The sequence below is a fragment of the Hydrogenophaga sp. genome (assembly GCF_030373225.1).
In the GTDB taxonomy this organism is placed as follows: domain Bacteria; phylum Pseudomonadota; class Gammaproteobacteria; order Burkholderiales; family Burkholderiaceae_C; genus Hydrogenophaga.
In genome coordinates this window covers 37,183-49,759 of the sequence record NZ_JAUCZG010000033.1, presented here as the reverse complement: position 1 = coordinate 49,759, position 12,577 = coordinate 37,183, and the positions used below count along the sequence as shown (strand labels likewise).

The following is a 12,577-nucleotide window of genomic DNA, read 5'->3' as shown; positions in this document are numbered from 1 at the left end:
GTCTTTTGCCCCCACGCTCCCCCGCTGCGCGAGGTCCGCTGCCCCCCGAGGGGGCTGATCCGGCTTGGGGCGGCCCGGCGCCGGATCTGTGTGCCCCCACGCTCCCCCGCTTCGCGGGGTCCGGGTCTTATCATCCCTGCATGCTTGCCGAAACGCTGGGCGCCGCCCGTGACATGGGCCGACTCAATACCATCCTGGGTGTTTTGATCCGCCATGGCTTCAGCGACAGCGTGCGCCGGCTCGGGTTGGCCGACTCGCTCGAGCGGGCCGGGCATGCCCTGCGATGGGAACATGCCGCCGACCTCGCCCGCCTGGCACCACCGGTGCAGGTGCGGCTGGCGCTCGAAGAACTCGGTCCGGCGTTCGTGAAGCTGGGACAGATCCTCGCGGGGCGGGCCGATCTGTTCGGGCCCGAATGGATCACCGAATTCGAGAAGCTGCACAGCCGGGTGCCCTCGGTGCCGCTGGAATTGCTGCGGCCCCAGCTGCGCGAAGACCTTGGCGCCGAGCCCGAGGCGGTTTTCGCCCGTTTCGACCAGGAGCCGCTCGCCGCCGCCTCGATCGCGCAGGTGCACGGCGCGCGGTTGCTCGACGGCACCGAGGTGGTCGTCAAGATCCGCCGGCCGGGCATCACCGAGACCATCGCCGCCGACCTGCGCCTGCTGGCCCGCCTCGCGGCCCTGGCCGAGGAAAGGCTGCCCGCGCTCAAACCCTACCGGCCGCAGCAGCTGGTGCGTGAACTCGCCCGCTCGCTCAAGCGGGAACTCGACCTGGCGTCCGAATGCCGCAGCGCAGAACGCATCGCCGCCAACATGTCGGGTCTGCCGTGGATCGTGGTGCCGCGCGTGCACTGGGCCTACACCAACGAGCGCGTCAATGTGCAGGACCGTGTGGATGGTGTGCCAGGCGATGCGCTTGAGCGTCTCGACACGGAAGACATGGACCGCCAGCTGCTCGCGCGCCGCGGCGCCCAGGCGGTGCTCAAGATGATCGTGCAGGACGGTCTGTTCCACGCCGACCCGCATCCCGGCAACGTGTTCTACCTGAGCGGGAACCGCATCGCCTTCATCGACTTCGGCATGGTCGGTCGCCTGTCGCAGCGCCGCCGCGAAGAGCTGCTTCAGCTGCTGCTGGGTCTGGTGGAGCACCACCCACAAGCGGTGGCCGATGTGCTGATCGACTGGACCGGCGACGAACACGGTGTCCAGCTGGCGCTGCTCGAAACCGAGATCGAGGCTTTTGTGGACCAGTACCAGGGCGTGCCCCTGGCCCGGCTCAGCCTGGGTCAGATGCTGGCGGATGTGACCGCCATCCTGCGCGACCACCATCTGGCACTGCCCGCTGATCTGGCCTTGCTGATCAAGGCCTTCATCACGCTGGAGGGCATGGGCCGCGGCCTCGACCCCGACTTTCACATGGCCACCGAGGCGCTGCCGCTGTTGCATGAAGCGGTGCGCGCGCGGTACCGGCCCAAGGCGGTGGGCAAGCGTGTCTGGCAGACGCTGCGCCGCACGCTGAGCCTGGCCGAGCAGTTGCCGCACGATGTGTCGCGCCTGCTGCGCAACGCACGGCGGGGTCGGTTGCAGGTGGGCATCGAACTCGCCCATCTCAAGCGCGTCGGTGACCAGATCGACCGCGCCGCCAACCGGCTGGCCATGGCGCTGGTGATCTCGGCGCTGATCATCGGGTCTTCCATCGTCATGACCGTCCAGGGTGGTCCCACGCTGATGGGTCTGCCCTTGTTCGGCTTCCTGGGCTTCGTGGGTGCCGTGCTCGGGGGGCTCTGGCTGGTGCGCGCCATCCGGCGCAGCAGCCATGGGGGCGACGGCGGCGACGTCTCCTGAACGCGCCGATGCCCTCGGCGTGCTATCATGCGCGGTCGCCCTGAGCGACCAGCCGCGTCCAAGCCCACAGGCCCATACGCACCGCCCCCGGCAGAGGGGCTGCTGGTCCAGTCCCTCCAGGGCGCGCCACCCCGCTTTCTCACAGCACCGTGGCCTTCCCCTCACTGCCTTGCCCGAATCCCTGCCGTGGTTCGCGTGCCGGTCCCGATCGTTCGCCCAGCGCGGCGGCCCCGGGCCCGGACCCAGCGGTGAGACCCCCCGGCGCTGGGGCTGCCAACGGTCTTTTGATTTTTGATTCGGGTTTTCCGACGCAGCGGCGAATGCCGCGCGCCCAGACCCACCGACGTTTTTTGATGATTCACACGATTTCCACGATTCCCTCCACGAATCCCTCTCCCCTCACCCTGGGCAAGTACCGCATTGCGGCATTGCCACGCCCCTTGCCGTGCGGCCAGTTTGCCGCCCAGGTGTCCATTGCCAGCGGCGTCGGCAGCGCGTCGACCGCCCGCGTGATGCGCTTTGACAGCGCCTTTCCCACCCATGCCGCCGCCGCCGACTACGGCCTGGCGCAGGGCATCGATTGGGTGCACGACACCACCCGCCTGGCGGCGCGCCCGAACTGAACCGTACACTTCAAGCAAAGGAAACACCATGGCCAAAGAAGAACTGATCGACATGATGGGCATCGTCAACGAGGTGCTGCCCGACACGCGCTTTCGTGTGACGCTGGACAACGGTCACCAGCTGATCGCGTATTCCGCCGGCAAGATGAAGAAGAACCACATCCGCATCCTGGCGGGTGACCGTGTTTCGCTCGAGCTCTCGCCCTACGACCTGAGCAAGGGCCGCATCAACTTCCGCCACATCGAAGGCCGCGGCCCGATGGTGCCGCGCAAGCCGCGCTGACCTCCCGCCCGCGCCGGGCGCCCAAGCCCGCCGCCGTCGTCAAGCCCGGGCTGTGCACCTCGCCCTGCGTGCGCGCACCGCGCCCGCCAGCTGCTGCAGCACAGGCACGGTCTGTTCGAACGAGATGCAGGCATCGGTCACGCTCACACCGACCTGCAGGGCCTGACCGGGCACGATGTCCTGGCGCCCCTCACGCAGGTGGCTCTCGATCATCACACCCATGATGCGGCCGTCTCCCGCTGCCACCTGAGCCGCCACATCGGCCGCCACCTCGATCTGGCGTCGGTGCTGCTTGCTGCTGTTGGCGTGCGACACATCCACCATGACCTGTTCGCGCAAACCCGCCTTTTGCAGCAGGGCACAGGCCGCAGCCACGTCGCCTGCGCCGTAGTTGGGCTGCGCGCCGCCGCGCAGGATCACATGGCAGTCATCGTTGCCGCGGGTCTCGAAGATCGCCGCCTGCCCCATCTTGGTCATGCCCATGAAGGCGTGTGAGGCCTGCGCCGCCTGGATCGCGTCCGAGGCGACCTTCACGCCGCCGTCGGTGCCGTTCTTGAAGCCCACCGGACAACTCAGACCGCTGGCCAGTTGCCGATGGCTCTGGCTCTCGGTGGTGCGCGCGCCGATCGCACCCCAGCTCACCAGGTCGCTGATGAACTGAGGGCTGAGCAGATCCAGAAACTCCGTGCCCACCGGCAGCCCCAGCGTCAGGATGTCCAGCAGCAGTGCGCGCGCCATCTCCAGCCCCTCGTTGATCGCAAAGCTGCCGTCGAGGTGCGGGTCGTTGATGTAGCCCTTCCAGCCCACGGTGGTGCGTGGCTTCTCGAAGTACACGCGCATCACCACCAGCAGGTCCTGTTGCAGCGCGTCGGCCTCTGCCTTGAGCAGGCGCGCGTAGGCCATGGCCTGGTCGTGGTGGTGGATCGAACACGGCCCGACGACGACCACCAGTCGGTCGTCCTGCCCGTGCAGAACCCGCGAAATGGCGGCCCGGCTGTCCTGAACGGTGGTTTGGGCCGACGCATGGGCGGGCTGCCATTCCTGCAGCAGCGCGGGCGTGATCAGCGGACGAACGGCACCGATGCGCAGGTCGTCGATGCGGGTGGTGTCCAGCGTGGTGGGCGGGGTGGGGTGGGTTTTCATGGGGTGGGTGGCAGCGGCCGGGAAAGGTGAGGAAAAACGCACGCTTTGGCGCTTCCCCGCCGATTCTGAGGCCACCCGACCTCAAGAAATCGTCTGCGCGGGCCGAAACCACAGTGAACCCGCTGTGTCTGGCGGACCTTTTCCGCGAGGCCCCCATGAACAAAATGTCTTCTTCCTGTGCCCTGATGCTGGTCATGCTGGGTGCCTGCTCGGCCGCCGCCGCGCAGTCCGGGCCGGTCGTGCTCGACCTCCAGACCGAATCAAAAGCCTCGCTGTGGCTCAACGTGGGCGGGTTCTCGCGGCATTTCGACCGGCAGGCGGGTCACAACGAAAACAACCTCGGTGTGGGTATCGAGTACCGCACCAGCAACGAACTCTCGTTCATGGCGGGCAACTACTACAACAGCGTTCGCAAAAACACCACCTATGCGGCGGCCAACTGGCAGCCCTGGTCGATCGGGGCGTTCAAGCTCGGCGCAGCGGTGGGGATCATGAACGGCTACCCGGCCATGAACCGGGGCGGCAACTTCTTCGCGGCCTTGCCCATGGTCACCTACGAGGGTCGCCGCTTTGGCCTGAACGTCGGCCTCATTCCATCGCTGAAGGATGTCGATGGCGCGGTGATCGTGCAGTTCAAGGTGCGCGTGAACTGATCAACCGGGCCAACGCGCCGGTGGTTTCCAGGCCGATGACGGCCGTGGTTCAGAGCAGGCGTTCCATCATCCGGCCCAGCACTTCCCTCGCGCGGTCGTTCAGGCCGCGCCGGCGCCATTCTTCCAGCGTGATCGCCCGCGACGATGCACGGTCGCGCTCGAACAGCGCGTTCATCTCGTCGCCGAAGTCGTCGCCCAGCACGATCACGTTGAGCTCGCTGTTGGACACGAAGCTCAACCAGTCCAGGTTGCTCGAACCCACGGTGGAGAACACACCGTCGATCACCGCGGTCTTGGCGTGCATCAGGGCGTGCTCCATCTGGTAGATGCGCACGCCCGAGCTCAGCAGATCGTCGTAATACCAGCGCCCGGCGTGAAACGCCAGGCTGGAGTCGCTGCGTCCGGGCAGCACCATCTCCACCAGCACCCCGCGTCCTGCCGCGTTGCGCAGTGCAGAGACGAAGTCGGCACCGGGGGCGAAATACGCCATGGTGAAACGCACGCTGACCCGTGCGGCGTCCACCGCCGAGAGCAGGGTGCTGTAGATCCGGTTGTCCTTGTCGCGCGGGTCGCTGGCGATCACCTTCACCACGCGATCCCCGGGCTCGCTGTCGGCGCGTTGCGCGGCCGGCTGGCCCAGCGCTCCCTTGCAGCCCTGTTCCTGCCACGTGGCCTCGAACACCCGGCCGATCACCGGCACCACGGGGCCGCGCAGCTCGATCTGCGTGTCGCGCCAGCCATCATCGAGCACACCTTCGCCCGTGATCTGGCCGCTTCGACCGAACGAGCTGGAGCCGTAGACGCGGCTGATGTTGATGCCGCCAGTGAACGCCACGTCCTCGTCCACCACCAGCAGCTTGCGGTGGTCGCGGTGGGTCAGGCCCCAGTGGCCGGGGCGCCGGGTCGGGTTGACCGGGTTGAAGGCGCAGACCGACACGCCACCGGCCACCAGCCGCTGGAAGAAGGCCTCGGGCGTGCGGATCGATCCCACCGCGTCGTAGATCAGGGCCACGCTCACACCCTGGGCTGCGCGGGCCAGCAACAGCTCGGCGACCTCGGCCGCCACACCCTCGTCTTCCACGATGTAGCTCTGCAGCAGCACCCGTCCGCGCGCCTGCGCAATGGCGGCCTTCATGGCGCCGAAGGTGGCCGGCCCGTCGACCAGCAGGCGGGTGCGGTTGCCCCGGTACAGGTCGGCGTCGCCGCTGTCGGTGAGGGTCTTCAGGTGGTGGATCAGCAGGTCCTTTTTCCCCTCGCCCGCCAGCCCGCGCAGCGCCTGGCGCTCGGCGCGCTCCGACACCTGGCCGCCCGCCCCGCTCACGCTCACCATGCCGGCTTGTTCAGCGGGCAGGTCCGCGGTGCGGGGGGGCAGGCTGGAACAGCCCGCCACCGTGAGCAGCATGGCGGCGAGGATCGGGCCACAAAGCCGGCGCGGGCTGGGGGCTGTCGGAGGGCGTGTCGTTTGCATGGGGGTTCGACGAAGGAGAAGACGGCCGGTGCCGCGGCAACGGGAGTGCCGCAGTGTGCACGTTCAGGGCGGTGCCTCGATCTGCCGGGCCAGCCGCCAGATGGCCAGGCGGTGGGCAGCGGCCAATGTGTCCACCGAGGGGTCGGGCAGCCTGATGTCGATCACCGCGGTGCCGCTCGCGGGCGACCCGGTGGGGGCGACCTCGCTCAGCCACCAGCGCGCCCGCAGCCTCAGCACCGTGCGCGCCTCGTCGGCCACCAGTGTGTCGATCTCCACCCGCAGGCGCTGTGTCACGCGCACCCCGGCCGGCGCCGGCGACAGCCACGCGCGTCCTGCGCCGCGCAGCCGGGCCAGATCGTCCGCGAGCCGGGCCGGGATGCTGGCGCGCAGTGGCTCGACCCAGCGGTGACCGCTCAGCGGCGTGACGCCGGCCGCGCCGCTGGCCACCACCAGCGTGTCCCGGTCGAGTGCGCCCGGCAGCCGCACGAGCGCCGACAGTTCCCACACCGAGCCGTCGTCCGCGCCGGGCGCGGGCACGGCTTCGGGTGGTGCGCTCTTGAGTTCGTACCAGTGCGTGGCGGTCGGCGTCGACGCACAGCCCGTCAGCAGCAGCGGCAGCAGGCCCACGCAGGCCAGCGCGTTGCGCCGCTTCATGGCGTCACCTTGCGCCCGCGCAGCACGGCATCGGGTTGTTGTTCCAGCGTCTCGGCCAGGTCGCGCAAGGCGCGTGCTGCCCGCGAGAGGTCCTGCAGTGCCCGGTCCGCGCCCAGGCGCAGGCTGGAGTCGTCGGCGGTGGCCTCGCGCAGCGAGGCCGCGCTGCGGCCCACCTCGTCGGCGGCGCGCTGCAGGTTCTGCACCAGCGGCGCGTCGGGCGCCAACAGGCCCGACACCTGTTCGGAAGTGCTGTTCACCGAGCCCGCCGCGCGGCCCAGGCTGTCCATCGCGCTGCGCGCCGACGACAACGAGCGCTGCAACTCGTTGGCCAGCGGATCGATGCGCTGGTCCAGCCGGGTCGAGACGCGCTTGAAGGTGGCGGTGATCTCGGCCAGGTCGGTCAGCGCCTGCCGGAGTTCGGGGCCGGAGACCACGGCGCGGGCCGAGGCCGCGATGGCGGAGAGGTCTTCGGCGATCTTGCGGAAGTCCATGCCTTCCAGCTGGTTCTTCAGGGCCTGGATGGCGGTGGCCGTGGTCGGGATCTCGGGCACGTCGCGGTAGGTGCCGCGCAGCTGGCCCGGGCGGGCGGGGCGCAGGTCGAGGTCGACATAGAGCAGGCCGGTCAGCAGGCTCTGCATGGCGAGCTGGGCACTGAGCCCGCGCTGCACCAGCGCCGGCAGCGCCAGACCCACGCCCTTGGTTCTGCGGCCATCGAGCCCGCTCACCGCGTCACCGTCGAGCGCCACCAGCACCGGGATCGAGAAGTCATCGGTGCGGCTGTCGTAGAAGACGGCGATCGACTCCACGCTGCCCACGCGCACACCGCGAAACACCACCGGTGCGCCCTCCTGCAGGCCGTAGACCGAACCGCTGAAAAACATGACGGCTTTCTCCTTGCGTGTGAACAGGCTGTTGCCCGCCAGCGCGATCACGGTGGCTGCGATCAGGGACAGGCCGACCACCACGAAGGTGCCGATCAGGGTGGGGCTGAGCTGGCGCTTCATGGGGTGTGGGTCTCGGGCTGTCCTGCGCCGCGGCGCAGGAAGGTCTGCACCCCCGGCGGGCCGTGGTGCAACAGGTCGTCGGGTGGGCCGAGTGCCGTCATGGTCTTGCTCTGCGCGTCGAGGAACAGCAGGCGGTCGGCCAGCGCGAAGATGCTGCCCAGCTCGTGGCTGACCATCACCACGGCGGTGCCCAGGTCGTCGCGCAGGTGGCGAATGAGTTCGTCGAGCTGGGCCGACGACAAGGGGTCCAGCCCGGCCGAGGGTTCGTCCAGGAACAGCAGTGGCGGGTCCAGCGCCAGCGCCCGCGCGATGGCCGCGCGCTTGCGCATGCCGCCGCTGAGTTGTGAAGGCTCGGCCTCGAAGCTGTCGGCCAGACCGACCAGTGCCAGCTTGAAGCGCGCGTCCCGCGCGCAGGTGGCTGCATCGCGCCCGGTGAACAGCTGCATCGGCAGCATCACGTTTTCACCCACCGTCATGCTGCTCCACAGGGCGCCGGCCTGGAACGCGACGCCAAAGCCCTGGCGCAGCACGCCCAGGGTCTTCGCGTCGGCCGTGTACAGGTCCTGTGTGCCGTGCAACACCCGGCCGGCGGCCGGCGCCTGCAGGCCGATCAGGTGGCGCAGCAAGGTGCTCTTGCCGCAGCCGCTGCCACCCGCGATCGCCAGCACCTCGCCAGGCAAGACGTCGAAGTCGAGGTCGCGCTGCACGACGTGGTCGCCGAAGGCCATGGTCATGGCCTGCACGCGGATCAGGGGAGACGTCATCGCGTCACCAGTCCAGCTGCTGGAACAGCACGGTGAGCACCGAGGCCACCACCACCATCCACACGATGGCCTGCACCACCGCAGCGGTGGTGGCATCGCCCACGGCCTGCGCACTGCGCCCGGCCGACATGCCCTGCAGGCAACCCGCCAGGGCCACCAGCACGGCGTACACCGTGCCTTTGAGCAGGCCCACCAGCACATGCGGCAGGGTCAGCGCCTGGGCGCTGGCGACCACATATTCCAGCGGTGTCACGCCGTAGATGCCCACCGCCACCAGCCAGCCCACCGCCATGCCCACAAGTGCTGCGAAGGCGGTGAGCAGCGGCCCCACGACCAGCAGCGCGAGCACGCGCGGCAAAACGAGAAAGTCCACCGGGTTCACGCCGAGCGTGGCCAGCGCATCGACCTCTTCGTTGGCCCGCATGCTGCCGATCTGGGCCGCGAACGCCGCGCCCACGCGGCCGGCCAGCACGATGCCCACCAGCAGCGCTGCCACTTCGCGCACCACGCCCACCGTCACCAGGTCGGCAATGAAGTTCTGCGCGCCGAAACGCTGCAACTGCGCCGCGCCCATGTAGGCCACGATCAGGCCCACGAGAAAACTCACCAGCGCCACGATGGGCAGGCTGCGCGGGCCGGTCTGTTCGATCTGCCAGGCCAGGTCGCCCCATCGCATGCCGCTCCTGCCGCGCAGCAGCCGAGCCACCGACAGCAACACCTCGCCGATGAAGGTGAGCGAGCGGCGCCCGTCGTCCCACCAGGCCTGGGTGCCGACACCCAGGGTCTGGATGCGCCCGGCCTGGGCCCGGGGCGCAGTGGGCGCGGGAGATTCCTCGGTCAGCGCCATCGACAGGATGTCGCGCAGGCCCTCGGGCAGGCCCTGCAGATCGATGCGCACCGGCGGCCGGGTCAGCGCGCTCAGGCGTTGCCAGAGGATCGATGCGAACGCCACGTCCCATGAACGCAGTGCCGTGGTGTCGAAACGCACCTCGCCGCGCACCAGCGCGCCGGGCAGGTCGGGCAGCACACCCTGGTGTCCGCGCCATTCGCCGCCCAGGCCCAGCACCCAGGCGTTGTCCTGCGGCAGCCATTGCGCACTGGCGGCGCCCGGGCCGCCCGCAGGCAGCCGGTCGTGCGGCGCGGTGGCGGTCGGCGGTTCGGTCATTGCCACAGACTAGCGGGGCCGACATGGGCCGGTCAGTTCGTTGCCACACATACGGCCGGCGGCCCGCCGACCAGAACCCCTGCGCAGAGGCGAAAGCCCCGGCCGCGGCCCGCAAGCCCTGAGCGTCAGTCCGCCGTGGGCTTGACGGGCGAGCGTTCCGAGCTGGACGCGCGACCGAGCTGGCTGTCGATCAGCCGGGCCAGTTTTTCCACCGCACCCCGCACCGCCTGGTCCTGCGAGCCGGCGATTTCGGTGGCGGCCACGGGTTGGCGTCCCTCGAGGCGGGCTTCCATCACGCAACGCTTGTCGGCTTGCCCACCCTTGTCGCCGTTCAGGTCGCTCAGGTGCACCTCCACGCGGGTGACGTGGTCCTGAAAGCGTTTGAGCACATGGCTCACGGTGCGGGTGACACCCTCGCTCAGCAGTGCGTGTCCGTCGATGTGGGCGTCGGTGTTGACCTGAATCTTCATGGTGCTGTCCTCGTTCGGTGGTGTGTCCCAGTCGGAGAACGCCGAGCGCGTGAAGTTCAGTTTCATTGGTCAGACCTTGGGGTACAGCACCATCTGCGTGCAGCGAAACAGCGCGATCGTCTTGCCGGTCTCGCGGTGCGTCACGGTGGCGTCCCACACCTGCGTGGTGCGCCCGATGTGGGCCGGCCGTGCCACGCAGTCGATGGTGCCTTCGAGCGCCGTGCCCAGGTGGTTGCTCTTGAGTTCGATGGTGGTGAAGCCGGTGGCCTCTTTGGGCAGGTTGGCCATGCAGCCGTAGCCGCAACTGGTGTCGGCCAGCGTGACCACGCTGCCGGCGTGCAGGAAACCGTTGGGCGCCATGGTGGTGGGTTTCACCGCGAGCTCGGAGCGCACCTCCGTTGTGCTCACGTGGGTGATGACCAGGCCCAGGTGGCCGGGCAGCGCGCCCGCGCCGCGGGCGTTGAAATCATCGGCGAGTGTTTTCATGTTGTCTCCGTTTGAGGGGGTTTTCATCGGGTCCAGCTGCCCAGCCGGATGGCGATGGCGATGGTGGAGCCGTACACCACCAGGCTGAGTGCGACGACGGCAAAGAGGCCTGTGGCCGAGGTCTGGAACACGTGAACGCACAACCAGCCACCCAACACCAGGATCACCAGCCGCGCCATGCTGCCGGCCAGGGGCCAGAACATGCGGCCCGCGCCCTGCGACGCAAAAAACAGCGCCAGGCCGAGACCGAAGAAGGCGTAGCAGCCACCCACGATGTTGAGGTAGCGTCCGCCGAAGCCCAGCACCTCGGCATCGGTGGTGAAGAGGTTCATCCACAGCGCCGGTGCCATCGCTGTGACCACGCCGATGGCACCGGTGATGGCTGCCACCACCGCACCACCCACCCAGGCCACGCGCACCGCACGCGCCGATTGCCCGGCACCCATGTTGGTCGCCACCATCGCGGTCAGCGCCGTGCCGAAACCGAAAGCGATCGGCACCAGGATGTACTCGAGCCGCGCGGCCACACCGTAGCCCGCCAGGGCAGCGGTGCCGAAGCTGCCGACGAACGCGGTGGCCACCGCGATGGACGCATTGCTGATCACCGGGCTCAACGATGCCGGCAGGCCCACGCGCAGGATGTCGCGCAGCGAGGGCCCGTGCAGCCGCCAGGGTGAGTGCTGCAGCTGCACGGCGCCGTCGCGGCGCAGCAGGTGGGCCAGCATCACCAGGGCAGAGGCGCCGTTGACCACCAGCGTGCTCACCGCCGCGCCGGCCACGCCCAGCGCGGGCACCGGTCCCCAGCCGAACACCAGCAGCGGACACAACACCAGGTGCAGCACCGCCGTGCCCAGCATCAGCACCGAGGGCAGCAGCATGTTGCCCGCGCCGCGCACCACGGCGGCCAGCACGTTGGTGAACCAGATGACCACCGCGCCGCTGAACAGCACGTTCGAATACGCCAGTGCCGCCTCCAGCGCCGCGCCCCGGCCGCCCATGCTGCTGAAGATGCCGCGCCCGACACCCAGCAACGCCAGCATGAACAGCGCGGCCATCAGCAGGGCAATCAGCAGGGCCTGTTGCGCCAGGCGGCTGGCGTCCCCGGCGCGGCCAGCGCCCAGCGCGCGCGCCACGGCGGCGGTGGTGGCCCCACCGATGCCACCGGCCGACATCTGCACCATCAGCATGGACAGCGGAAACACCAGCGCGATGCCGGCCAGTGCGTCCGCGCCGAGCCGCCCGAGGATGTAGCCGTCGTAGCCGATCACGATGGTCATGGCGAACAGGCCCATGACGTTGGGCGTGGCCAGGCGCACGAGGGTGGGCAGCAGTGGCGCATGCAGCATCTGTTGCAGGCGGACCTGCGCGTGGGAAGCGGTCAAACCAAACCTTCGTGTTGCGCCAGCAGGGCGTTGCGGTTGGCGGCGAGCAGCGCGCGGCCTTCGGTGTTGTTGCCCAGCACGCGCGCGAGCTGCAGCGCGCCCACCATCTGGCTGGCGATCGAGGTGGCTGCGTCTGCAGCGGCATGTTCCGGCAGCGAGTCGCGCACCCGATCCAGCAGGCCGCGCACTCGCAGCGCGGCTGCGGCCCTCACCTCGGGCGCCTGGCGCGGCGCTTCCGACACCAGTGCCGCCACCGCACAACCGCCTTCGGTATCGGCCAGGTGGCGGTCCGACAGGTAGCTCTCGACCAGGGCGCGAAACGCGCTGGCGCCGCGCGCCTGCCGCAGCATTCCGCCCTTGTCCAGCCGCTGCGCGCTTTGCCTTCCGGCGTGCTCCAGGGCTTCCACCAGCAGGGCGTCGCGTGAGGCGAAGTGGGCGTAAAAGCCGCCGTGCGTCAGCCCCGCCTCTTTCATGATGTCGGCCACACCGACCCCCTGAAAACCCGCGCGGCGGATCGCGCGCGCGGCCGTCTCCAGAATGCGCTCGTGGGTCAGGGCTTTGCGGCCAGGTCCGGTTTCCATGCCGGCAGTGTAATGCCAGATATGACGATCGTCATATCTGTCGACCCGTGCAGCACC

At 69.2% G+C, this 12,577-nt stretch carries 14 protein-coding genes; 4 read left to right on the top strand and 10 right to left on the bottom strand.

Translation table 11 applies throughout. The features are described from left to right. Window positions 1–140 precede the first annotated feature (140 nt). The 3 genes from QUV35_RS16035 to infA all read left to right on the top strand — a co-directional run bounded on the left by QUV35_RS16035 (window position 141) and on the right by infA (window position 2,750). Window positions 141–1,844: an AarF/UbiB family protein gene (locus QUV35_RS16035; RefSeq protein ID WP_300876302.1), complete on the top strand. Its 1,704-nt coding sequence runs from the start codon at window positions 141–143 to the stop codon at window positions 1,842–1,844. A 353-nt stretch (window positions 1,845–2,197) separates the two neighbouring features. Continuing rightward, entirely contained in the window at window positions 2,198–2,467 is a 270-nt protein-coding gene (locus tag QUV35_RS16030; protein ID WP_300876299.1) for a hypothetical protein, read from the top strand. A 28-nt stretch (window positions 2,468–2,495) separates the two neighbouring features. Further along, window positions 2,496–2,750 carry a translation initiation factor IF-1 gene (infA, locus tag QUV35_RS16025; RefSeq protein WP_300876297.1) on the top strand — a complete coding sequence of 85 codons (255 nt, stop codon included), beginning with the start codon at window positions 2,496–2,498 and terminating at the stop codon, window positions 2,748–2,750. Between the two features lie 39 nt (window positions 2,751–2,789). Here infA and QUV35_RS16020 read toward each other — a convergent pair whose 3' ends face one another. Beyond that, window positions 2,790–3,893 carry a 3-deoxy-7-phosphoheptulonate synthase gene (locus QUV35_RS16020; RefSeq protein ID WP_300876294.1) on the bottom strand — a complete coding sequence of 368 codons (1,104 nt, stop codon included), beginning with the start codon at window positions 3,891–3,893 and terminating at the stop codon, window positions 2,790–2,792. A 155-nt stretch (window positions 3,894–4,048) separates the two neighbouring features. On the opposite strand from QUV35_RS16020, the gene QUV35_RS16015 reads away from it, so the two are divergent. Beyond that, window positions 4,049–4,546, top strand: a complete 498-nt coding sequence (locus QUV35_RS16015; protein ID WP_300876291.1) for a hypothetical protein — start codon at window positions 4,049–4,051, stop codon at window positions 4,544–4,546. Window positions 4,547–4,595: 49 nt separating this feature from the next. On the opposite strand, the gene QUV35_RS16010 is transcribed toward QUV35_RS16015, so the two are convergent. The 9 genes from QUV35_RS16010 to QUV35_RS15970 form a co-directional block, all read right to left on the bottom strand. After that, window positions 4,596–6,014, bottom strand: a complete 1,419-nt coding sequence (locus QUV35_RS16010; protein WP_300876288.1) for a phosphatidylserine/phosphatidylglycerophosphate/cardiolipin synthase family protein — start codon at window positions 6,012–6,014, stop codon at window positions 4,596–4,598. Window positions 6,015–6,077: 63 nt separating this feature from the next. Next, the gene (locus QUV35_RS16005) at window positions 6,078–6,668 is read right to left on the bottom strand and encodes a PqiC family protein (protein ID WP_300876285.1); all 591 of its coding nucleotides are present in this window, start codon (window positions 6,666–6,668) and stop codon (window positions 6,078–6,080) included. Continuing rightward, window positions 6,665–7,672: an MlaD family protein gene (locus QUV35_RS16000; RefSeq protein ID WP_300876283.1), complete on the bottom strand. Its 1,008-nt coding sequence runs from the start codon at window positions 7,670–7,672 to the stop codon at window positions 6,665–6,667. The genes QUV35_RS16005 and QUV35_RS16000 overlap by 4 nt, the downstream gene beginning before the upstream one ends. Further along, complete coding sequence (locus tag QUV35_RS15995) at window positions 7,669–8,436, bottom strand: ATP-binding cassette domain-containing protein (RefSeq protein ID WP_300876280.1); 768 nt, start codon at window positions 8,434–8,436, stop codon at window positions 7,669–7,671. Before QUV35_RS15995 ends, QUV35_RS16000 begins: the two co-directional genes overlap by 4 nt. Before the next feature lie 4 nt (window positions 8,437–8,440). Beyond that, entirely contained in the window at window positions 8,441–9,601 is a 1,161-nt protein-coding gene (locus tag QUV35_RS15990) for an ABC transporter permease (protein WP_300876277.1), read from the bottom strand. A gap of 125 nt (window positions 9,602–9,726) precedes the next feature. Next, window positions 9,727–10,137, bottom strand: coding sequence for an HPF/RaiA family ribosome-associated protein (locus QUV35_RS15985; protein ID WP_366945446.1), 411 nt, complete (start codon window positions 10,135–10,137; stop codon window positions 9,727–9,729). A 3-nt stretch (window positions 10,138–10,140) separates the two neighbouring features. Further along, complete coding sequence (locus tag QUV35_RS15980) at window positions 10,141–10,557, bottom strand: PaaI family thioesterase (RefSeq protein WP_300876274.1); 417 nt, start codon at window positions 10,555–10,557, stop codon at window positions 10,141–10,143. Between the two features lie 23 nt (window positions 10,558–10,580). Beyond that, on the bottom strand, window positions 10,581–11,939 hold the full coding sequence (locus QUV35_RS15975) for an MATE family efflux transporter (RefSeq protein WP_300876271.1): 1,359 nt from the start codon (window positions 11,937–11,939) through the stop codon (window positions 10,581–10,583). Beyond that, window positions 11,936–12,520: a TetR/AcrR family transcriptional regulator gene (locus QUV35_RS15970; RefSeq protein WP_300876268.1), complete on the bottom strand. Its 585-nt coding sequence runs from the start codon at window positions 12,518–12,520 to the stop codon at window positions 11,936–11,938. The genes QUV35_RS15975 and QUV35_RS15970 overlap by 4 nt, the downstream gene beginning before the upstream one ends. Window positions 12,521–12,577 lie beyond the last annotated feature (57 nt).